Source organism: Lachnoanaerobaculum sp. Marseille-Q4761 (genome assembly GCF_017565785.1).
Taxonomy (GTDB): Bacteria; Bacillota; Clostridia; order Lachnospirales; family Lachnospiraceae; genus Lachnoanaerobaculum.
The window spans coordinates 787,808-811,030 of record NZ_JAGEKB010000001.1 but is presented as its reverse complement, the minus strand read 5'-3'; the positions used below and the strand labels follow the sequence as shown (position 1 = coordinate 811,030).

The 23,223-nt window shown below is 36.4% G+C and carries 20 protein-coding genes, 1 tRNA gene and 1 pseudogene; 16 read left to right on the top strand and 6 right to left on the bottom strand.

Annotated features, from left to right (window positions below; genetic code table 11):
- Nucleotides 1-8 precede the first annotated feature (8 nt).
- The gene (locus J4O15_RS03705) at nucleotides 9-440 is read left to right on the top strand and encodes a phage holin family protein (RefSeq protein ID WP_208099742.1); all 432 of its coding nucleotides are present in this window, start codon (nucleotides 9-11) and stop codon (nucleotides 438-440) included.
- Nucleotides 441-525: 85 nt separating this feature from the next.
- Here J4O15_RS03705 and J4O15_RS03700 read toward each other — a convergent pair whose 3' ends face one another.
- Nucleotides 526-1,347: a recombinase family protein gene (locus J4O15_RS03700; RefSeq protein WP_208099741.1), complete on the bottom strand. Its 822-nt coding sequence runs from the start codon at nucleotides 1,345-1,347 to the stop codon at nucleotides 526-528.
- Between the two features lie 95 nt (nucleotides 1,348-1,442).
- Nucleotides 1,443-1,703, bottom strand: a complete 261-nt coding sequence (locus J4O15_RS03695) for a hypothetical protein (RefSeq protein ID WP_208099740.1) — start codon at nucleotides 1,701-1,703, stop codon at nucleotides 1,443-1,445.
- A 210-nt stretch (nucleotides 1,704-1,913) separates the two neighbouring features.
- On the opposite strand from J4O15_RS03695, the gene J4O15_RS03690 reads away from it, so the two are divergent.
- Nucleotides 1,914-2,141, top strand: coding sequence for a helix-turn-helix domain-containing protein (locus J4O15_RS03690; RefSeq protein ID WP_208099739.1), 228 nt, complete (start codon nucleotides 1,914-1,916; stop codon nucleotides 2,139-2,141).
- 219 nt (nucleotides 2,142-2,360) lie between these two features.
- Here J4O15_RS03690 and J4O15_RS03685 read toward each other — a convergent pair.
- A tRNA-Leu gene (locus J4O15_RS03685) sits at nucleotides 2,361-2,440 on the bottom strand.
- A gap of 258 nt (nucleotides 2,441-2,698) precedes the next feature.
- Here J4O15_RS03685 and J4O15_RS03680 point away from each other — a divergent pair.
- Nucleotides 2,699-3,289 carry a uracil-DNA glycosylase family protein gene (locus J4O15_RS03680; protein WP_208099738.1) on the top strand — a complete coding sequence of 197 codons (591 nt, stop codon included), beginning with the start codon at nucleotides 2,699-2,701 and terminating at the stop codon, nucleotides 3,287-3,289.
- 224 nt (nucleotides 3,290-3,513) lie between these two features.
- On the opposite strand, the gene J4O15_RS03675 is transcribed toward J4O15_RS03680, so the two are convergent.
- Together J4O15_RS03675 and J4O15_RS03670 are read right to left on the bottom strand one after the other, a co-directional pair.
- Nucleotides 3,514-3,861, bottom strand: coding sequence for a choline-binding protein A (locus tag J4O15_RS03675; RefSeq protein ID WP_009219621.1), 348 nt, complete (start codon nucleotides 3,859-3,861; stop codon nucleotides 3,514-3,516).
- A gap of 259 nt (nucleotides 3,862-4,120) precedes the next feature.
- Nucleotides 4,121-5,878, bottom strand: coding sequence for an IS1634 family transposase (locus J4O15_RS03670; protein ID WP_208099737.1), 1,758 nt, complete (start codon nucleotides 5,876-5,878; stop codon nucleotides 4,121-4,123).
- A gap of 435 nt (nucleotides 5,879-6,313) precedes the next feature.
- Here J4O15_RS03670 and J4O15_RS03665 point away from each other — a divergent pair, with 435 nt between their 5' ends.
- The 10 genes and pseudogenes from J4O15_RS03665 (at nucleotide 6,314) to J4O15_RS03620 (ending at nucleotide 18,306) form a co-directional block, all read left to right on the top strand.
- The gene (locus J4O15_RS03665) at nucleotides 6,314-9,136 is read left to right on the top strand and encodes a glycosyl hydrolase family 28-related protein (protein WP_208099736.1); all 2,823 of its coding nucleotides are present in this window, start codon (nucleotides 6,314-6,316) and stop codon (nucleotides 9,134-9,136) included.
- 281 nt (nucleotides 9,137-9,417) lie between these two features.
- Complete coding sequence (locus J4O15_RS03660; protein WP_208099735.1) at nucleotides 9,418-11,352, top strand: thiamine pyrophosphate-binding protein; 1,935 nt, start codon at nucleotides 9,418-9,420, stop codon at nucleotides 11,350-11,352.
- Between the two features lie 3 nt (nucleotides 11,353-11,355).
- Complete coding sequence (locus J4O15_RS03655) at nucleotides 11,356-12,303, top strand: NAD-dependent epimerase/dehydratase family protein (RefSeq protein WP_208099734.1); 948 nt, start codon at nucleotides 11,356-11,358, stop codon at nucleotides 12,301-12,303.
- Nucleotides 12,304-12,324: 21 nt separating this feature from the next.
- Complete coding sequence (locus J4O15_RS03650; RefSeq protein WP_208099733.1) at nucleotides 12,325-13,449, top strand: class I SAM-dependent methyltransferase; 1,125 nt, start codon at nucleotides 12,325-12,327, stop codon at nucleotides 13,447-13,449.
- A gap of 45 nt (nucleotides 13,450-13,494) precedes the next feature.
- A complete protein-coding gene (locus tag J4O15_RS03645; protein WP_208099732.1) occupies nucleotides 13,495-14,433 on the top strand; it encodes a transporter in 939 nt (312 codons plus the stop codon).
- A gap of 45 nt (nucleotides 14,434-14,478) precedes the next feature.
- Nucleotides 14,479-14,874: a DUF1304 domain-containing protein gene (locus J4O15_RS03640; protein WP_208099731.1), complete on the top strand. Its 396-nt coding sequence runs from the start codon at nucleotides 14,479-14,481 to the stop codon at nucleotides 14,872-14,874.
- Between the two features lie 122 nt (nucleotides 14,875-14,996).
- The gene (locus J4O15_RS03635; RefSeq protein WP_208099730.1) at nucleotides 14,997-15,749 is read left to right on the top strand and encodes an HAD family hydrolase; all 753 of its coding nucleotides are present in this window, start codon (nucleotides 14,997-14,999) and stop codon (nucleotides 15,747-15,749) included.
- 3 nt (nucleotides 15,750-15,752) lie between these two features.
- Nucleotides 15,753-16,726 (top strand): annotated as a pseudogene (locus J4O15_RS03630) (zinc dependent phospholipase C family protein).
- A 66-nt stretch (nucleotides 16,727-16,792) separates the two neighbouring features.
- Nucleotides 16,793-17,587, top strand: coding sequence for a TerD family protein (locus tag J4O15_RS03625; RefSeq protein WP_208099729.1), 795 nt, complete (start codon nucleotides 16,793-16,795; stop codon nucleotides 17,585-17,587).
- Nucleotides 17,588-17,598: 11 nt separating this feature from the next.
- Complete coding sequence (locus J4O15_RS03620; protein ID WP_208099728.1) at nucleotides 17,599-18,306, top strand: AIM24 family protein; 708 nt, start codon at nucleotides 17,599-17,601, stop codon at nucleotides 18,304-18,306.
- 125 nt (nucleotides 18,307-18,431) lie between these two features.
- Here J4O15_RS03620 and J4O15_RS03615 read toward each other — a convergent pair whose 3' ends face one another.
- A complete protein-coding gene (locus J4O15_RS03615; protein ID WP_208099727.1) occupies nucleotides 18,432-20,213 on the bottom strand; it encodes a sugar phosphate nucleotidyltransferase in 1,782 nt (593 codons plus the stop codon).
- A 267-nt stretch (nucleotides 20,214-20,480) separates the two neighbouring features.
- On the opposite strand from J4O15_RS03615, the gene J4O15_RS03610 reads away from it, so the two are divergent.
- The 3 genes from J4O15_RS03610 to J4O15_RS03600 all read left to right on the top strand — a co-directional run bounded on the left by J4O15_RS03610 (nucleotide 20,481) and on the right by J4O15_RS03600 (nucleotide 23,220).
- Entirely contained in the window at nucleotides 20,481-22,139 is a 1,659-nt protein-coding gene (locus J4O15_RS03610) for a cell wall-binding protein (protein ID WP_009219633.1), read from the top strand.
- A 298-nt stretch (nucleotides 22,140-22,437) separates the two neighbouring features.
- Nucleotides 22,438-22,836 (top strand): large-conductance mechanosensitive channel protein MscL, encoded by a 399-nt coding sequence (gene mscL, locus J4O15_RS03605; protein ID WP_208099726.1) that lies wholly within the window; start codon nucleotides 22,438-22,440, stop codon nucleotides 22,834-22,836.
- A 9-nt stretch (nucleotides 22,837-22,845) separates the two neighbouring features.
- Entirely contained in the window at nucleotides 22,846-23,220 is a 375-nt protein-coding gene (locus J4O15_RS03600) for a desulfoferrodoxin family protein (protein ID WP_009219635.1), read from the top strand.
- Nucleotides 23,221-23,223: the final 3 nt, after the last annotated feature.

Genomic DNA, 23,223 nt, shown 5'->3' with positions numbered 1-23,223 from the left:
GGATTCATATGAGAGCAAATGTTTTATATTCAATTGTTGGAGTGATAGGGGGATTTATAGCAACTATGTTTGGTGGATGGAGCGAGGCGCTTATTACACTTATAATTTTTATGTCAGTAGACTATGTGACAGGGATTATAGTTGCAGGTATATTTAAGAAAAGCAAAAAGTCTGAATCAGGAGCTCTTGAATCTAGGGCAGGTTTTAAAGGACTTTGCCGTAAAGGTGCGGCATTAATGATTGTACTTGTAGCAGTAAGACTTGATATAGTGATGCAGACATCTTATATCAAGGATGCAGTTATCATTGCTTTTATAGCAAATGAATCTATAAGCATCATTGAAAATGCCGGACTTATGGGTATACCTATTCCGTCGGTAATTTCAAAAGCTATAGATACTTTGAAAAGTAGTGCTGACAGCACAAAGACTGAAGCATAAACTTTGAAAGTTAGCTTTGAAAAATAATAAAAAGAGAGGTTAGGACTTGTACTTTCCTCTCTTTCTTGTTTCTATTTTTATTGCCTTATTTGTTATTGTTTAATTTTTTTCTTTTTCTTGAATTGTGCTTTTGATTTAAAATTTTTTGTACTTTTTTGAAAGTATCGGTTGATATAATACTTTCATGTGATCCTGATTTTTCCTCTTCTTTGAATCTTATATATCCTGTATAGGTTTTATTTTTCAGTATTACTTTTACAGAGTTGGCTGAGAATGCTTTCCCTCTCTTGCCTCTGTAGCCAGCAGAATTTAGTTTCCTTGCTGTTTCAGATAGGTTATGTGTTTCTAAGTATGATTCAAAACATAGTTTAACACAATCTGCTTCTTTTTTTATGACTTGTAATTTATTGTTTTTCGCAACATAGCCTTTAAGATGTGAGGGTATGTATCTATCTTGTTTAAATTTTTCATCAAGTGCAAAGCTTACTCTTTCACTTGTAAGCTCGCGCTCTAACTGAGCAAAAACCCCTAAAATGCCGATAATTGCACGCCCAAAAGGCGTAGATGTGTCAAATGCCTCAGTGTATGAAACCAAGCCAATGTTTAGTTGATTCAATTTGTATACCGTCTGATACAAGTCAGACACACTTCTTGTAAATCTGCTTAAAGCCCAGAAAAGAATAACATCAAACTTCTTTTCTTCTGCGTTCTGCATAAGTTTCTGTACCGCAGGCCTGTGCGCCATATCCTTACCACTTATACCTTCATCTGCGTAAAGTTCATAAACAGAATAGCCTTTGTCAGAGCAGTATTTTCTCAGAGTTCTTTCTTGCGCTGCTAAAGAGTAGCCTTCCCTTGCTTGATCTAGAGAAGATACTCGGATATATATTGCAACCTTTTTACTCATGTGATAGACTAACCTTGCCTTTCTTTTGAGGTAGGCCCTGCAGGTTTGCTTTGGTCGGCTGCTGCAGGGCCGTTTTTATTTATTCTTACGCGCTTCTATTCAGCTGGATTGTAGAATATGCCGTCTTCGTTGATATACTCAACTACCTCATCTTCAGTCACTGACAATGTGCCCACAACTGATAGGCCGTTTTCAAGGTCAATTGTGATTTGATACTCGCCGATTTCTGAAGGTCTGTCATTGTCTATTCCATCAACTGTGCCATAGTATGCACCTGAAATCATTCTGTTAATTTCTCTTTGTTCATCTGTTGTAAAGCTTCCATAAGTTCTTCCAATCATTGTTTCCTTAGTCATGTTATTCACCTTTCTTTTTACTTACAGTTTTATATTTGCTGGTCGGCTCTGTAAGTTTTTGTAAGTTCCTTATTTATCTTACAATGTTATTTTACTCCATTATTAGAGTAATGTCAAGTACTTCTTACTCTATTTTTAGAACTTTTTTTATTGCTTTTAAGTAGGGTGCAGTATATACTTGAGATTAAGAAAGTGAGACAAGAGGTGGTTATGATTAGATATAAAATAGATATTATGAAAGAGTTGACCAGCAAAGGATATTCTTATACTCGTATAAAAAAAGAAAAATTGCTATCTGCTCAGACCTTAGAAAATATAAAGCAAGGGAAGTCTATCACATTGGACACGCTTAATAAACTATGCTTAATGACAAAATTATGTGTTGAAGACATCATAGAAGTAGTAGCAACAGATGAAGAGAAGGAAAAGTATTTCTAGCGACCATAGAAGCAAGATGTCTAATAAATATCTACTGCAAGAAGAATTCAGATGAAAAAATGGCAGGTTAGCGTGTTGCATTTTGTGTTGCATAGTGGAGAAAAACAAGGCATTTTAGAAGAAAAGTAAATCTTTTAAAAGACAAAAAAAGAACGCTGAAAATGGCTTGATTCCTAGCGTTCTTTGAAAAAATACGATTTTATCGGGTTTTGTAAGAACTGCGGGTGACAGGACTTGAACCTGCACGGTCGCCCACAAGAACCTAAATCTTGCGTGTCTGCCAATTCCACCACACCCGCATGCAGAAAAAATTATACTTTAAAAAATAATGGCTGTCAAGGGAAAACATGTCAGGAAGCGTTGCGATCAGGATTGTAAAACAAAAGTTCTAAAGGGGATGCCTGAACTGTAATTTAAATATTTGCTTTTTAAAAGCCTGTATTAAAGAAAGAGATTTTTATAAGTCATAGTATTGAAAAAAAATTTTTATAGGAATATCATATAATCGTAGCTTTTTAAACAGAACAAAATATATTGTAAATAATATAAGGAGTTATATGTTTTCAAATAATGTTAAAAAGATATTTGATGAGATAAAGGCAGATAAGGAAAATGAGGAGTTTACAAAGGCAGGTATAGATCCTTTATTTAGTGCACCGGAGAGTGCCAAAGTAATTATTGTAGGGCAGGCACCGGGGATAAAAGCTCAGGAGGCAAAAAAATACTGGTTTGACCGAAGCGGTGACAGACTTAGAGAATGGATGGGAGTGGATAAAAAGACATTTTATGATTCGGATATTTTTGCGATTATACCGATGGATTTTTATTACCCCGGTAAAGGCAAAAGCGGTGATTTGCCGCCAAGAAAAGATTTTGCTTCTAAATGGCATCCCTTACTTTTGAAGGAACTTCCAAATGTGGAACTTATTGTACTGATAGGGCAGTATGCACAGAAATACTATTTGGGAAACAGGGAAAAGTCAAATCTTACAGAGACTGTAAAAGCATATAAAGAATATTTGCCAAGATATTTACCTATTGTACATCCTTCCCCAAGAAATATGATGTGGATGAAGAAAAATCCGTGGTTTGAGGAGGAGGTAGTGCCTGTTTTAAAGGAAAGAATCAGAGGATATTTAAAAATTTAGATACAAAAACACAGATCAGACGCATTTTGAACATAAAAAGAACTTACTAAAAATATATATTTGCCATAATTTATCTTTAATATATAGCAAACGATATCAATATAGAGGGAGGCATTATGGCAAGATTAGTTTTTGAAAGAATTGAAGAAGCGGCAAACGGATTATAATTTAAAAATAAAACCACTAAGAGGCATTGATTAATCAATGCCTCCTTTATTTATATCCTACTGTATTTTGGTCATTTTACCACTGCTATCAACGTAGTAGTTGTCGATCCACTGATCCACAGCCAATGTTCCATTGTCATTTAGGTAATACCAAGAACCTGATGATTTAATCCAACCGGTTTTCATAATACCATTCTTGTCCAAATAGTAAGTCTGATCATTATAGCTCACAAAGCCTGTAGCAGGATTGCCTGAACCATCAACAACTTTCCATTCACTGCCTGTCTGACTCCATTTAAAAGAGTTTGCATCTGTAATCTTCATGGCAGCATAGCCGGGTACAGCAACAGTCATGGAAATAGTGGCAGTAAGCATTAACATAGATATAGTTTTCTTAACAAACATAACTGACCTCATTTTCCATCAAAATATTCAAACTAAAATGTAGCTTGTTCTAATATTATAACAGCATTTTTCCGATTGAAAAGGGAATAAATATAATGGTAAGAAACCGTAAGAAAAAAGAAAGAGATTCCGATATTATAAAATATATAGATATAGGGGAAATATGAAAATATATGGTAAATGTAAAAGTACTCCCGTCTTGACTCATTTATATAAAGGTAGTACCTGACTTCCGTCGTTTCTCTCAAAACCTAGTACTCTAGGTATCCAAGAGCATGCAGTTTTGAAAGAAATTGTCGACTTCAGCTTTGGTTAAATAGAGGGCATCAAGGTTACTAAAGCCAACCAATTTTTTAACCTTTTCGTTAACGGCCTGGTCTCTTGATATATTGATATATGTATTATCACCTTTATTTACCACCCTAAAATCACGCATAAAGTTAATCAAGTCATAAGAGTTTATTTTATTTTTGAAGCACTTGATTTCTAATACTCTTAAAAGAAACAAGCTAAGGTAGCATATCAAAAAATGCCCATAGATTGTTTCTTTTTTCTGTAAATAAACAGGCCTGGCATCCAGGTATGATTTTGTAAGTCTAAAAGATTCCTCGATTTTCCATAGGCTATGGTATGTTTTATATACCTGTAATGGCTCCATATCTATCTCGGATGTCACTAAAAGATTATATCCTGCATATTTAAGATCTTCATCAATCTTAGATTTATTTAAATCTATTATAGGCTTTATTTTCTTGCCTGCACTATCTTTCGTTATGATGTCTACATATTTAGCACAATCTCCAAGTTCATCTTTAGCGATATTTTTGTATGTAGAAAACTTTGAAGCTTTATCGACCATTTTCATTATTTCAAGCTTTTGTTTCTTTGCAAGGTTAGGATTATAAGAGACGATACGCTTTTCTTTTATAGAGAACCTTGTAACACTCTCTTTTCCTGTTTCCGGATCAATCTCTTTAAAACTGTAATCAAAGCTGTCAATACAGGATTTAAGACGAAAAGATATATTATCTCTTTCATCAGTGTAATTAGAAAAGACATTTGTATCATTCTCAAGTAGAACCCATTTCTTTTCCTTTTCACTTAGATTCTTACCATGTATTGATTTTGAAAATATATAGCCATCATTAGCTTCTTTAACTGCAGCATAAATATTTCGTGCACAATTAAGTCCTTTATCAGCCACCTGAATCGTCTTGCCTGATACGTTGTGTCGTTGCTTCATTTCTTCAATAACTTTTCTAATATATGGCTTTTCCGATTCATTTCCTGGATACATTTGCATGGAGACAGGTACGAGATTAGCATCTAAAAGTAAAGCTTGCCCTATTATCGGGGAGTGCCTATTCTCTTTTGAAGGTCCCTTTTGCTTGTCATCACTAGGGATATCAATTTCAAAGTAATAATTAGTGCAATCAAAAAATACATTGCTTAGATCCCTTTTAGAATAGCTTTCATAAGAGTGATTAAATAAATCAATGTACTTTTTATAAGACTCTCCTATGAAAGAACAACCGTCATATACTTGGTCTTCAGAGATTGTTGAGCTGCCATAAAGGAATGGAAAGACATGAGAGGCTGTCTTTGACTTAGAGCATGGTGATATAACCCTTGCATAAATAAGTTGAGTAATTAAGTCAAATACAGAGAACTGAAAACGCATTTGAGAAGCAATTATATCAATAGTTTCTTTAACATCAAGCTCATCAATTAATGAGTAGAGCAAGAAGTGTCCTATATTAAGTTCAACAGGGGTGGAAAATGCACGAGGACGGGATTCTTCAGAAAGAACTTTTGTTCTATTCTCGTTTTGCTCTTTTACATAGTCACTGTAAAATTTAACAGGATCCGGAATCTCACCTGAAATCAAATCCTCAACATAACCAAAAGATTTTACATTTTTTGTTCCTGGTTGCTTTTTATTCTTATCCCAAAATGATTCATACATCTGAAGATAAGTACCTTTTTTCTTCTTTTCTTTTCTCAAAAAATAAGCCATAAACACCTCTAAAAGCAAAGTACTATGAAGTACTATGATTATAACATACTCTAAAAATTTTTTCAAATTTTTTCAAATATTTTTTATGTCAGAAAAGCCTTTAAAATAAAGGCTTTAAAAGAATTGCACAAAATCAAATAGTTTATTAGAAATTTAAAACGTCGGAACTTTCATAGTACTTCGACGGAAGACGGGTAAGAAAAAAGAAAGAGATTCCGATATTATAAAAAAAATATATATAGGGGAAATATGAAAATATATGGTAAATGTAAAAGTACTCCCGTCTTGACTCATTTATATAAAGGTAGTATTCTTTTAGCATAAAGTCTTTACATTCTTTTTTTGTCTGCTTATTTTCAGACAAAGGAGGAGGGCTCCTGACATCGTGAAAAAAGAGCCTTCCTCAAATGTCTATTATCAATACCAAAAGGAGGTATGGAATTGAAGAAAAAATGGTTCGTACGCTTTATACCGATGCTGGTTTGCTTTATGGGTGTTTTTTCACAGAGAGCGGAGGCATCCACAGGTGTTTATGTTCCGGATCCCGTGACAGGATTTGTGGCAAATGTCCGGGATGCGGCCTATGGTGCAGTGGCTGATGGTGTGAGTGATGATACTGCGGCGATACAAAGAGCCATTGATGCGGTTTCTGCGGCAGGCGGAGGAATAGTGGATATTCCTGCCGGTAACTATATGATCAATACTCTGCATCAGACAGGGCATAGCTATGAGAGAGCAGGACTTGTATTAAAAAGCAATATTATAGTGCGAATGGCGAATGGTGCGGTACTTAGGGCGATTCCAAACGGGGAGAGATCCTATCAGATATTCAGTATCACTCATGTGGATAATGTACATATCATGGGTGGTAAACTTATAGGAGATCGTGATACTCATATCGGAAACCTGGGACAGACCGGATATGGCGTTCGTATTACAGATGCGACCAATGTAGTTATTGAGGATCTCTATGCAGGTGAATTTTGGGGAGATGGTGTATTTTTAGGAGAGGACAGTAGAAATATTACTCTTTACAGAGTTATCTGTGATCATAACCGCCGTCAGGGAATGTCTATTGTAGGCGGACATAATGTAAAAATACTGGAATCCGAGTTTAAAAGATCTGACGGAACTCCCCCAAAATCCGGAATTGATATAGAGCCTGAGGGAGATCATCCGATTGTAAGCGGTGTTGAAATACGAAATTGTTTATTTGAAGGAAGCAGTACCGGTTTTGTAGTAAGCAATCAATATTCCAACAGTGTTGCGGAAAATATTATCTTTGCAGACAATATAGTACGCGGTAATAAAACCGCTATAAATCTGGTAGGTATACAAAGCGGCGAAGTTACCGGAAATACTATCTATCATGATCAAAGTATCACAGAAAATGATACGCATTGGGGCATCAGGCTTCGTAATGACGGACGCCATCCGACAAGAAATGTAATAGTCAGAGGCAATACCATCTACGGAGGTAATGTAGTTGATACTACAGGAGAGAGCAGCAATGTGGTTCAAAATAATACCTTTAAGGCAGCTGTATATATTAGAGGTATTGCGCATGCAGGACAGACACTTAAAGCCAAGGTATATGACGGTGATTACGGAGATCTTCATGTCCACAATGTGGTATGGGTTCCGGCTACAGCAATTTCTTCTTATCAGTGGTATGCTGACGGAACGGCAATTGCCGGTGCTACACAGTCAAGCTATATACCGACAGCCGCCGATACGGGAAAAGAGATCACAGTGCGTGTTCAGTATACTGATAAAGCAGGAAATGCGGAAGATGCTATAAGTCCTCCAACACTGCCGGTAAACTATGCAAATCATGCGCCGACCGATATCACACTTAATCCTCTTTTTATCTACAGTGATGAATATCTGGCAGAAGTAGGTCTTTTAAATACAACAGATCCCGATGCCGGAGATGTACATACTTATACCGTGGATGATGAGCGATTTGAGATAGTATATGATAATCTGTTGCGCTTAAAAGGTGATAATTATATACCATTCGGCTCTGCAACTAATATAACTCTTAATGTAACGGCGACAGATGTACTGGGCGCTTCTTACACAAAAGCTTTTACAGTGGAAGTTACAAGACCGAAGAATCAGCCTCCTAAAAAAATCACAATTGATAATAATATTCTGATAGCAGGAAGACCGGGAGAAATTGTAGGTAAACTTACAACTCTTGATCTTAATGTAGGTGATACACATACCTATAATGTAAGTGATTCACGATTTGAGGTAAATTCTGAAGGAAAGTTGAAGCTCAAAGACGGAGTGAGTGTGGATGCCTCTTTGGAGTCAAGCATCAGCTTAAATGTGCAGGCAATTGACTCCGGAGCAAGGGCTTATACGGAGAAATTTACATTACAGGTACAGGCGGGAAGTTCCACAGGCGGAGCCGGAAGCGCCGGAGCGGGAAATACCGGAGGCGGAAATGCCGGAGGTGGAAATACCGGAGGAGGAAATATCGGAGCGAGAAATGCCGGAGGCGGAAATATCGGAGGTGGAAATGCCGGAGCGGGAAATATCGGAGCGGGAAATGCCGGAGGCGGAAATACCGGAGCAGGAAATGCCGGAGCAGGAAACGCCGGAAGCGGAAATACCGGGATTGCAACACCGTCAGGGGCAAGACAGAGTGATATTGTAACACCTTCCACATCAGATCAGGACAGCAGAAATTCAAGGAGATCAGGAAGAAGTTCCGGCAGATCGGGCGGCAGTGGTTCGGGAGAGTCGAGTAATCGCAATAAAAGTAAAAAACTTAGAAGCAGTAATGCATCTTCAGGCAGTTATTCCTATGTACAGACCAATGGAAAAAGATATGATAGAGGCAGCTGGAAGCAGGTAGGAAATATATGGCAGCTTGATGTAGACGGAACACAGGCAAAATCCGCATGGGCATTTCTATCAGATAAATGGTATCTCTTTAATGAAAAAGGAGATATGGTGACAGGATGGGCAAATGTTGACGATAAGTGGTATTTTATGGACTCATCAGGTGCTATGCGTGAAGGATGGCTGGAAGACGGAAGCGGAGAATGGTATTATATGAATCCTATATCTGACGGAACCAGAGGAGCTATGAGAACAGGATGGCATCAGATTGACAGAAAATGGTATTATTTTAATACAGCTTCAGACGGTGCTCAGGGAAAGATGCTAAAGAATCAGAGAACACCTGACGGATATCTTCTAAAAGCCGACGGAATCTGGGATGAGAGTGCCGCAAAGCAATAAACTTCTAAAAAAATCCGTATTCAGTTTAAAATAGAATTATTATAAGTGAAGAAGAATATACCTTCTTACTTAGAAAGATGGGACAGACTTAAAAATCTGTCTCATTTTTTATAATAGGGAATTTAATATTATAAAAGCTGTAAGTAAAACAGAAATGTAAAACAGTATAATACTTATAAATCTTATGGTATAATTAATATGTTGATGTTTTGTAAATATTTCGGTCGTGAATGCGGATTTTACTTAAAAAAACATATATTTACTTAAATAGGGAGAATACTATGAAAATCAAATTAAGCAAGTATATAGCAAAAAGACTTGTGGAGCTTGGTGTCAGCCATGGATTCAGTGTGACCGGAGGCGGCGCTATGCATCTTAATAATGGTCTTGGACATCAAGAAGGACTTACAATCACATATAATCACCATGAACAAGCCTGTGCAATGGCGGCTGAGGCTTATGCCAGAATAAATAATAAAATGGCGGTGCTCTGTGTGACCACAGGTCCCGGAGGAACAAATGCAATTACCGGTGTACTCGGTGCATGGCTTGATTCCATACCTATGTTTGTACTCTCAGGGCAGGTAAGATATGATTGGACCGCCAGATATTCAGGTGTGGGTATCAGGGCTATGGGAGATCAGGAGTTTGATATATGTAAGTCCATAGAATGTATGAGTAAATACAGCGAAATGGTTATAGAGCCTATGCGAATAAGATATTTGCTTGAAAAATGCGCATATCTTGCAAATAACGGCAGACCGGGACCTGTATGGCTTGATATACCTTTGGATGTACAGGGAAGCTTTATAGAAGAGGATGAGCTGATAGGTTTTGATATTAAAAACTATGAAGAAGGCGGTGACGGTTGGGAAAAATCATCACCATATAAAACAGAACTTGATGACAGGACAAGACTTGATTTAGGAAATAAGCCAAAGCTTGTTTCGGATGAAGTTTTAAAAGAGATAATAGAAAAAATAAGAAATGCCAAAAGACCTGTATTTAATGCCGGAAACGGTATAAGGATAGGAAATGCACATGAGGAGTTTTTGGAGCTTTTGGAGCTTTTAAATATACCGGTGGTGGTAGGATGGAACTCTGAGGACTGTCTGGAGGTTGAGCATCCTTTATATTCCGGAAGACCCGGAAATTTCGGTGACAGACCCGGAAACTTTACAGTGCAAAATTCCGATTTGGTATTTTCCATAGGTTCAAGACTCAGCCTAAGACAGGTAGGATTTAACTATCAGGGATGGGCAAGAGAAGCATTTACGATAATAAATGATATTGATATTGAAGAACTTAAAAAGCCGACTGTACATATAGATATACCTGTGCATGCAGATTGTAAAATTTTTATGAGGCAGCTTATAGATTTATTAAAGACTCAAAAAACACCGGTATTTGATGGAGGAGAAGGTCTGAACGGTATGAGCTGGTTACAGACCGTTAAGTATTGGCTGAAAAAATATCCTGTATGTAAGGAAGAATTCCTTGAAAATGATGACAGTAAAAAAGCCAATGTATATGCTTTTATAAAGGAAATAGGCGACAGGGCAAAGGAAAATCAGATAACAGTTGTGGGAAACGGCTCCGCCTGTGTGGTTGGAGGACATTCCTATATTATAAAGAAGGGACAAAGATTTATATCAAACTCAGCCGTGGCTTCCATGGGCTATGATTTGCCTGCCGCAATAGGTGCATATATGGCAAACCTTGACGGAAAAAGATTTGAGAATGAGCTGATACTTATTACAGGTGACGGAAGTATTCAGATGAATTTGCAGGAGTTGCAAACCATTGTCCATCATAAGATGAATATAAAAATTTTCCTTATAAATAATGAAGGATATCACAGTATCAGACAGACTCAGACAAAGTTTTTCAGTGATGAAGTACCGGTTGGAATAGGTCCTGACAGCGGTGATCTTTCTTTCCCGGATATGGGCAAACTTGCGGCAGCATATGGAATAAATTATATTTGTGCAAAGACCAATTCCGAGCTTAAAGAGGCGGTGGCAAGGGCTTTTGAGATGGATTCCCCGGTAATTTGTGAGGCTTTTGTAACCAAGGAGCAAAACTTTGAGCCTAAATCATCAGGTAAACAATTGCCTGACGGAAGGATGGTAAGTCCGCCGCTTGAAGATTTGACCCCTTTCCTGTCAGATGAGGAAATGGATGAAAATATGATAGTACCGAGGATGCCGGAATAAACTATGAAAATACTAATTACAGGAGCAGCTTCATTTTTGGGAAGGCATCTGGTAGAATATTTTCTTTCCAAAAATGAAGAAGTGCTGGCTTTGGTCAGAGAAAATGCCAGAGGAATGGAAGAACTTTTAAAGTATAAAAAAAACACAGGATTTAAGCTGACAGTTTTGGATATGAAAGATATAGAAAAGCTGGAGGATGAGTTTGATATATGTATACATTTGGCATGGGGAGGTATAGGAAAGACCGGCAGAATGGATAAGGATATTCAAACTAAAAATATAGTTGCTGCCAAAAATCTTATGAAGCTATGTAAGAAAAAAAATGCAAAGAGATTGCTTTTTGCAGGCTCTCAGGCTGAATACGGTCAGACTTTGGAAGATATGGAAAATATTTACGGAAAAGATTTTGATATAAATACTATAGAAAATCAGGATGAAAACTCTCCCACAAATCCAAAGTCGGAATATGGCAGGGCAAAGCTTGAATTAAAGAGTGAATTAAAAAAGCTTGGAGACGGCTTAAATATAGAATATGTGCATATGCGTATTTTTTCAGTATTTGGCAGATGGGATCATGAAACCTCTCTTGTATCGTCCTGTGTAAATAATTTTATGGAGAATAAAGATGTATATATAGGTGAATGTCTGCAATCATGGAACTATATATATGTAAAGGATTTATGTAAAGCCATATATTTATTGACAGTAAAAGAGCTGAAAAATAATTATGTATTTAATATAGCAGGTGAAAAAAATCAAATACTGATGGACTATGTAAGAGATATGCATAGGATATTAAAAAGTAAGAGCAATATCATAGTGGAAAAAAGAGAAGCTCCCACTGAGGGAACGCCGTTTTTAAAGCCGTCTATAGAGTTGCTTAAGGAGTTGGGCTTTAAAGAGGACTATGGTTTTGAGGGCGGCATTAAGGATATGTGCGCTATAAAATAAAGAATTATATAGGAGAATATTTTGAAAAAATGTATCAGCTGTAAAGGCTCATTACATGAGCTTATGAAAATAGAAAATATGCCTGCAAGTGCACAGGATATACCCACAAAGGAAGAACTTACAAAGGATAAGGGTATAGAGGTGGTGTTATGTGTCTGTGAGGACTGCAATCTGGTACAATTAAAAAATGATGCAGTCTATTATTACAGAGATGTGATAAGAGCGGGAGGTTATTCCACCACTATGGAAGACCTTAGAAAAAGCCAGTATAAGCATTTTATAGAATTTGCTTCACTAAAGGGTAAAAAGATAATAGAGGTAGGCTGTGGCAGAGGCGAGTTTTTAGGTATGCTTGACGGATTTTTTGTAGAAGGTTATGGCACAGAGCATAAAAAGGAGCTTGTAGAGATTGCAAGGAATGCCGGACTAAATGTGGAGGAGGACTTCCCCGAATCTGAGAATCATATATTTAAACATGGTCCTTTTGATGCATTTATGTCATTTAACTTTTTGGAGCATCAACCTCATCCAAGGACCTATCTTAAGGCTATTTACAATAATTTGTCACAGGAGGGCTATGGGCTTATCACTGTTCCAAGCTTTGAATATATTTTGGAGCAGAATAGTTTCTATGAGATAATTCCGGATCATATAGCATACTACAGCTTTGAAAGCCTGACTCATCTTTTAAATATATGCGGTTTTGATGTACTTGAGAGTAGAATAGTAAACAGGGATACTATAGAGGTTATAGTAAAAAAAAGAAAGCTTCCTGATATCAGCGGTATCATTGCAAAGAAAAATGATATTGCAAATGAAGTTTTGGAAACTGTAAAGGGCTATGCAAAAAAAGGTAAGATAGCCATCTGGGGAGCGTCACATCAGGGATTTACCCTATGTGCTACTACAGGTATTGCAGACTATGTGGATTGTATAATAGATTCTGCACCGTTTAAACAGGGGAAATATGCTCCTGCTTCTCATATACCTATTATTTCACCTGATGAGGCAAGGAAAAGAAAATTCGGGGCGATAATAATAGTTGCTCCGGGATATACTCAGGAGATATCAAATATTATAAAAACAACATTTGATAAAGATATAGATATCTATACGCTTATGACTGACAGATTAAGCAGATTGTAGTTTTAATAAGTTTTAAAATTCAATAGTGAGATAGAAGGAGTAGTAATGAAGGCTATTGAAGTATTATTTCCGGTATTTTTTATGATGTTTCTGGGGTTTTTATCAAGGAAATATTCATGGATAAAACCGGAGCAAAATGAAGGTGCCAAAAAGATAATATTTAATATACTGTTTCCGATACTGGTATATCATGTTTTGGCAATATCAAAGATTTCGGAGAGCTTTATACCGCAGATAATATATGTGGATGCAATGTGGATAATAATATATATAGCGGGAAGGCTGCTTTCAAAAAGGATTGGAGGAAAATATAAAAATATAGCCCCTTTTCTTTTGCTCACCTGTGAGGGAGGCAGTGTAGCACTGCCGCTGTATATGAGCATGGTGGCACAGTCAAATGCGGTAAATATAATAACTTTTGATGTGGCGGGAATTTTGATAAATTTCGGACTTCTTCCGATACTGGTGACAAGGGAACTTTCCGGCAAGACTGATATAAAAGTATTGTTAAAGAAAATAATAATGAGCCCGTTTATGCTGGCGGTGATATTTGGAATAATGGCAAATATAACAGGTATTCAGGGTTATATTACAAATAGCGGACTTGGCAATGTATATACATCCACAATGAATACAATTACAACGCCTATTACAGGTATAATACTTTTTACATTGGGCTATGAGTTAAAGATGGAAAAATCTTTATTGATTCCGCTTTTAAAATTGGGGATTGTCAGAATATGCGGTTGTGTAATAATTATACTGGGATTTTTCATTTTCTTCCCGGAATATATGAAGGATACCATATTTAAGGCGGGAGTATTATTATACTATATGTGTCCGACAGGATTTCCGGTACCGTTACAGATAAAGTCTCTTATAAAAAGTGAGGATGAGGAGAACTTTATGTCCGCCTTTATATCATTATTTATGATAATAGCATTGGCGGCATATGGTATCATTACATTTATATATATAAAATAAAAAGAATAAAAAAGTTAGAAGTAAGGATTTAATATAGGAGGAATTATGGCAAGGGTAAAAAAGATTTTTGCTATATTGGCAGCGATTGAATGTTTTGTAATAATGCTTTTGGAAATGTTTTTTTGGGAGCAGGCAGGTATGAAAATAAATCCTGCCATGACTGTAGAATTTCTGACTCAAACAGTTACTATGGCGGCAAATCAGGGACTGTATAACGGCTTTTTAGGTTTGGGCATTGTTTTAGGGCTTATAAGAAAGAACAAAGAGATGATACTCTTTTCACTGGCTTGTATGATAATGGCTTCGATATACGGTGCATACAGTGTGGATTATATGATAATTTTTAAACAGGGTATTATACCACTAATAGCTCTTATACTTATGCTGTTGGTTAAGGATAGAAAGACCACTTTGCATTTTAGAACATTTCATTTTAGATAAAATAAGATGTATTTAAGAAAAAATAATTTTTTAATCCCGACAATGACTAAAATTGTCGGGAGTTTTTTTAATTTAAAGTTTTTTTAAATGACTATTTTATAAAAAAGTGCTAGACTGGTGTTATGGATATTTTATTTACAGATTTGGACAATACCTTGATTTATTCAAGAAAAACCTTTATAGAGGATAAGATAAATGTAGAGATTTATAATGGAGAAGAAATAAGCTTTATGTCAAAATATTCTAATGAGCTTTTATGTAAACTTAGTGCACATCTCCTTATAGTTCCTATAACCACAAGGACTTATCCCCAGTATAAAAGAATAAATCTTGGGATTTTGCCCGAATATGTTTTATGTGCAAATGGAGGAATACTTTTAAAAAACGGTATTATATCTGAGGAATGGTATAAAAAAAGCCTGGATATAGTAAAAGATTCGGTATCCGAGAGAAAAAAAGCATTTGATATTTTAAAAAAAGATAAAAGAATAATATTTGAATGCAGAAATATAGACGATTTATTTATCTTTACAAAATGTGACAATATAGAGGATGTTGTAGAAGAGCTTTTTCAAAGGCTTGATATAAGCTTAGTAGATATTTTATATAATAAAGAAAAGCTTTATATATTGCCTAAGGCTTTAAATAAGGCGGATATGATAAGACGCTTTATAAAAGAGTATAAATTATCTAAAGATAAAGATTTGATATTTGCAGCCGGAGATACGGAATTTGATATAAAGATGATAGAATTTGCAAATATCGGCTTTGCACATAGAGATTTAAATATAAATAGTAAAAATGTTTTTAATGATTATGAGGGACTTTTTTCCGATTTTTATTTGGAAGAGGTTTTTAAATATATTAAGGAGTAGGAAATGCCGGGATTTACAACTCATTATATTTTAGGTGTAAAGGCATATGGCAAGCTGGAGAGTTCGGTACTGAAATATATAATTTCCAAGTATAGATGGTTATATCAGCTGGGACTTCAAGGTCCGGATATGTTTTTTATAATATACCCATACTTAGGCATAGGGATTACAGGAATGTGGGTTCATATATGCATGAAAGCCATGTAAATGATTTTTTTACAAATGCTCTGTATGAAATACAGTCTATGGAATCAAAGCAAAAACAACAGCAGGCGATAAGCTATATTGCCGGTTTTTTATGCCATTATGTGGGGGATTATATCTGTCATCCATATATATATGCAAGAATCGGTCATGAAAGAGGAAAAAACAGTGCCTATATATATGGTCTGCATGCGGCGCTTGAAAATGATATAGACACCTTATTGTTAAAAAAGTATAAGAAAAAGAAAACCTCGGAGTTTAATCAGGCTGCCACATTGGCACTTAACGGTTTTGAAATACAATTTGTTTCAGATTTTCTTGCAAGGGTAATCAATAAGACCTATTATCCTATCACATATAAGAATAATTTTAGAGTAACTGCGGCAATGGTACACAGATCCGTGCTTGCAATGAGATTTGGAGTAAGAACTCTGGCAGATCCCACAGGCAAAAAAAAGGACAGGATAAATGCAATAGAGTCTTTGTTTTTGAAAGCACCAATAGTATCACAAAAGATATTATCCGATCAGATACCGGACAGTAAAACAACCTTTAATTTAGAACATAATATATGGATAAATCCATGGGATAAGAGTAAGTATTCAAGAGAAAGCTTTCCTGAGCTTTTTGATAAATGTATTGAAAGATGTGAGGAGATATTTAAGCTTCTAAACACAGAGGTATCACCTGAGAGATTGGAAGATACGGATTTTCACAGACTCTTAAAGAATATAGGTAATTACTCATACCACTCAGGACTTGATGTAGGTTAGGTATGTAAAAGATTTTAAGTTAAAAATATAATTTAAATAAATTATTTAAAAGAAAGTGAGGTGAATATGAGTATTTATCCGATGAATATAACAAAGCCCCTTGGTGCAAATGATTTAGAAGTTTTGAACCAAAATAAGGGCATTGTTTTAAACAGTGATAATGTGGATATTTTGAATACTTCCTATTATAAGAAAAAGGGAAGTGTTGCACAAAATACCGCACAGGCTCATGTAACTGCAGCAAGTCCGAATACAGGACAGGCTCAAAGCAGTGCGCAAGGTGTAAATGTGAAGCATATCACATTGCCTGCTTTAACAAAGAGAGTTTCAAAGGGACAGAAAGTGCCGCTAAACTTCTCTTCAAAGGATATGAAGATAAACTTTGGCTGGAATGTGAACAATCCCGCCTGTGATGTGGATGTATCGGCTTTTTTGCTTTCAGGCAGTGGGAAAGTTGTAGGTGATGACTATTTTGTATTCTACGGACAGGAAAGCAGTCCGGAAAAAAGTGTGTTGTTTAAAAATGTAGAGAATGCAAATGTATTGGAAGTATTTGATATAGACACTTCAAAATTAAATCCGGCTGTTCAAAAAATAGTTTTTGTAATGACTATAAATGATGCACTGGAAAATGCATTAAACTTCAGTATGCTAAAGGATGCATATATTCAGATAGTGGACCCTGTGACAAATGCAGAGGTCGCATCCTTTTTGGTAGAGGAGTATTATAATAATATAAATTCCATGATGATGGGTGAGGTATATCTGCACAATGGTGCATGGAAATTTAATGCAATAGGAAACGGAGTAAATAAAGACTTGGCAGGTCTGTGCGAATTTTACGGTGTACAGGTCGAATAAAGGAGGAAAATATGCTGACATTTGAAGTTATTAATGAGTTGACACTTAAGGTTACCTGTGAGGGAAGTGATACCTTGATTGCAAAGGCGGGTGCATTTATAGCGGGAGAGAACTCAGGAGCAAAAAATTATACTTTTGAGAAAATGCTGCTTGGACCGGGAGGCAGTATCGGGCAGGCACTTTTCGGTCAATTGGTAAGACGAGTTACAGGTGAGAATATACCTCTTATGAAGGTTAATATGACAGGTAACTCCACCACATATTATGCCAACTATGGACAGCATGTAGTGGTATACAAGCTTGAACAGGGTGAAACCGTTTCTGTTGAGTCTGAGAATATACTGGCATTTACAAATGATTGTAATTATTCGGTAAGATTCCTGGGAATAGGTGTATTGTCACAGAAGGGACTTGCAACCACCACTTTGGTGGGCAGAGGAAATAATGCCTATGTAGCATTGCTTTCAGACGGAAACCCGCTGGTTGTTTCAAATGTGAAAACAAGAGATACTATTGCAGTGGATCCGGATGCTGTAATATGCTGGTTTAGCAGAAGCGGTGTAGGAGATCCTCAGATAAGAGCCGATATATCATGGAAGACTTTTATAGGACAGGCATCAGGAGAGTCATATACATTTGAATGGTCAGGCAATGAGCCTGTTACCGTACTTGTTCAGCCAAGTGAGAGAAGAGGCGGAATCAGCGTAAGCATGGATTGATAATAAATTTTATTGATTAAAATAAAAGCGATATAGAGCAAAATAAAAGAGACTGTAGTTTTAAAGATAATACATACAAAAAACGGCTGTATTATTCTTTAGGAAAACAGTCTCTTTTTTATAAATTAAAGTTTCATTGCCTCTTTAAAAAAGTCCTTGGCATATCTGTACATTTTTAATGAGTACTCACCGAATTCTTCTCCCACATTAGCCTTATAAACAGTCCAAAGAGCCCAGAGGTATCCGCTGAGTGCCATATATGCATACAACTTTTTATACTCATCGGAGGTAGGTTTTCTATTCAGATAGCTCTCCAAAAGTTTATCGGCTTTCTCCCTATTATAATAGGAATAAATTGCACACATTGAAATATCAATAACGGGTTCCGCCATACCCGCATATTCCCAGTCAATAAGTTTGATTTTATTATCGGAAGTTATAATAAAATTATCCGCCACACTGTCTATATGGCATAGACAGGTCTTCGATTTCATAGTATCAAGCATGTCCAGTAAAACCAGCATATTTTTATGTACATCCTCTACATCTTCAAATGATATGCCGCCGGTTTCATTACAAAGTTTTGTATAATAATCTATTCTTTCGGCTATATTAAACTCATGATTTACCTTAATATTATTTTGATGTAAAGATTTTAAAAGTTCCATACATTTTGACATTTCAGAAAAGTTTTCAGAATCTGCATTTCTTGAGCCTTCATAAAACTTTGAAATCTTATATCCGCTTTCCTTATCAAAATAAATTATTTTTTCGGTAATATGCAAATCTTTAACCGCCATATAGCAATCATATTCATTTGACCTGTTTATAAGTACATCTGTTCCCTTACCGGGGATTCTGCATATATAGCTTTGTTTATCTACTTCGAATAAGAAGGATTTATTGGTCATACCGGATTTTAATGTGCGAAGACCGACAATATGGCTTTCAGGTATATCAAAAACCTTTGATATAAGTTCCAATGCAACATTTCCGCTTTTTTCTTTATATTTGGAATCAAAGGCACGAAGTTCCTCAAGATTTTCAAACTCATATACTTGATTTGGGGGCTGTGGGTTTATATGCATAGAAGGCAGTAGAGCATTTTTTTTCTTTATTTCATTCATAAGCACATTTTCCCAATACCAGTCATCACTGCCCGGTGTAAAGAAAGCCTTTTCAAGTATGGGCATAAAGACAGATGAAAAATCTTTGCTAAAATACACAGGTCCATACATTACATAGGCATCTGTACCTCCTATTGCTATATCTGTTATTTCACGCTTTTTATTAAATTCAATTGCCCATTCATTTGTATTTCCTTCCATATATATGGAGGAATACCAGGAGTAGGGTTCATAGCTGTGATACATATTTTCTCTCATCCAGTTGTCGGAGGAGAGTATGTAAACATTTGAATTATTAATATAACGATAAACATAGTGCAAAGTGGATATATTATTTTTAGTGGAATAGTCGGGATTATAGACCAGCTTTACATTATACTTATCTATAAGATATTCAAAATGCTCTTTTAAATACCCTACCACAATAATAATATCGAAGATACCCACTTCATGAAGTTGCTTTATCTGCCTTTCAATCATTCTCTCGCCGAAAACTTCAAGCAGACCTTTCGGCGTTTCAAAGGTAAGGGGCACAAACCTGGAACCGAATCCTGCAGCCATGATTATTGCACGCTCCACCTTAAATGGAGAAAGATAATCAAGTCCGGTCTTTGTTAATATAATTTTATTTCCGTCTTTATATAGGTAATTTAAAGAGATGGCATCCTTTATAAGATTATTGATGCTGCCAAGGGATATTGACATCGTATCAGCCAGTTCTCTCTGTGTGACAGTACTGTCTTCATATATTTCCCTGAGTAAATAGGCATATTTATTCATAAAAGCTCCTTGTAGAATATTAAGTTCAAAAACAATAAAAAAACTTATATATTGAACATATTAGCATATTAAGCCTTTTAAGTACACATTTTTAATGCAAAAAAGTTGTGGATGTAATATTTTTGTAAGAAATCAGAAAAGGAAAATATATTGCAAGTAATAAAATAAAGTTATATACTACGAGTGTCTTGAAATTAAGGAACTAAGAATAACCTTTACGGGACGCATTAGATTTTAAAAGGATTTCAAAAAGGAGATGCATTCATTATGAGAAAGCAAACAAAGATTGCTGCATTAATTTCAGCAGCAGCTGTTCTTTCAGTTGGTGGAGCTATGACAGCATTTGCTGCTACAGGCTGGCAACAGGAGAACGGAACATGGGTATATTATAACAGAAACGAAGAGAAAGTAACAGAGACATGGCAGAAGTCAGGTGACTACTGGTACTATCTTGATGACAAGGGCGAGATGGCTGTTGACTCAATCATCGACGACAATGGTGATACATACTATGTTGATGTAAACGGTGTTATGGTTACAAACCGTTGGGTAGCAGTTGACAATGAGAATGCCGGTGATGAGAATGAGCCAAACGTTTGGTGGTATTATTTCGGAGCTAACGGTAAGGCTTACAAGAGATCAGAATCTTCTACAAGTGATGTTTCATTAAAGACAATCAATGGTAAGAAGTACACATTCAATGCTGACGGTAAGATGCAGTATGGTTGGGTAAAAGACGGCGAGACACAGCATTATGAGAATGCTTGGCAGGATGCTGACTACTACTTCGGTGATCAGAACGACGGTGCTATGGCTGAGGGCTGGAAAGAGATCGCTATCGTAGATGATCAGGCGGCAGAACTTCAGCCTGGTGACAACTACTGGGAGGAGGATCAGACAAGATGGTTCTACTTCAAGGCTTCAGGTAAGAAGGAGAAGGATCAGCAGGGTAAGACAATCAACGGTAAGAAGTATGGCTTTGATGAGTATGGCCGTATGAACGCAGGTTGGTATACAAAGGCTACAGCATCTAACACTCCTGTTAAGGATGGCGGTAAACAGGGTGTTGCTACATATTCTAACTCATTCTTATACTACTCATCACCTGAAGACGGTGCTAGAGTTACAAAGGGATGGTTCAAGGTTACTCCGGGATACTATCTCCAGAGGGATAAGTATGAGGATGGATCAGATTACTGGTACTACTCAGATGGTAACGGAAAGCTTACAGTAAATGAGATCAAGACAATCAATGGTAAGAAGTATGCATTCGATAACTATGGTCGTATGATTTCAGGCTTCGCTGTACTTCAGATGGAAGCTAACTCATTTGGAACAGGTTTCAGCTCAAAGAAGATCGTTCAGAAGGTTAGCTCTGACGGTAAGTATGACAACGAGAACAACTATAATGCATTTGTAAAGGCTAATGACCGCTTGTTCACATCAGGTGAGCTTAAGGCATACTTCTTCGGTTCAGGTGATGACGGTTCTATGAAGGTAGGTAAGCAGACTGTTGAGTTTGACGGCGAGAAGTTTACATTCGAGTTTGCTAAGAACGGTTCTGACAAGGGTGCCGGAGTAAACGGTCTGACAGATCACAAGTTCTACATTGGTGGAAAGCTTGCTACAGCTGATAACGACAGCAAGATCGAAGTTGTTGTACTTGACAGCAACAGCAAGTTAGTTGGTAAGTACACTGTTGAAGATGCGCTTGCAGCTTATGGTGATGGCGGTAAGGCACACAATAAGTCAAACGGTGACTTGGATTACACAGAGTACAAGTTAACACGTCTTCCATCAGGAGCTAAGGCTTATGTTGTTAACACAACAGGTGCTATGGTTAAGAGCGGAACAAAGAAGGACGGAGACAATTTCAAGGTTAAGACATCTAACTACACAATCGACTGGATCCGTGTTGAGGAATAGTCTTAATACTGACTAAATAATAGGTTTTATAGGCTTGAGGTGGAGCGAAGTGAAACCTCATGGCATCTGATAAATCTAATGCGAGAGGAATACTTCCCTGTGGGGGTATTCCTCTTTTTGTTACTTGTAAATTGTATTAAATAAAAAACAGGAATTATTCTCATTATTGTGCTTGACTTTTTAGAAGTTTTAGTTCATAATAAAAGCACATTGAGGTTGTGCAAAATTAAATCTAACAAGCGTTAGATTTGACGCTAGCAATAGCAGGCTCATGCATAACCGGATATTGGAGGACAAGATGTTAAAAGATTTTAAAGAATTTGCTTTTAAGGGTAATGTTTTGGATATGGCAATAGGTGTTATCATCGGTACTGCTTTCGGTAAGATTGTCACATCTTTGGTAAATGATTTAATTATGCCGATTATTTCATTACTTACAGGAGGTTTGAACTTCACTGATTTGAAGTATGTTATCACTCCTAAACATGGTGATATAGCGGAGAATGCTATTGCTTATGGCAGTTTCATCCAAAATGTAGTTAATTTCCTTATCATTGCATTCTGTATCTTCATGTTTGTAAGACTTATAGAAAAGTTTAAGAAGAAAGAGGAAGCAAAAATAGAGGAAGCACCTGCAAAGGCTGATGATGTTGTTCTTCTGGAGGAAATTAGAGATTTATTAAAAACAAAGAACTAAGGAGGAAATATGAGTTTTTATCGTTGTGCACACTGTGGAAAGATTGTCTCAGTAGTAGTTGATGGTGGTGGTACACTTGGATGTTGTGGAGAGCCTATGAAGGCTTTAAAGGCTAACACAACAGATGCAGCTCAAGAAAAGCATGTACCTGTAGTAACAGTTGAAGGAAATAAGGCTGTTGTAAATGTAGGTAGCGTAGATCATCCTATGACACCTGAGCATCTTATCGACTTTGTTATGATTGAGACAAGTCTTGGAAAACAATATAAGGGTCTTACACCTGAGGATAAGCCACATGCTGAGTTTGTTTTACAGGATGGAGAGAAGTTTGTTGCAGCTTATGAGTACTGCAATTTACACGGTTTATGGAAGGCAGAGGTGTAATTT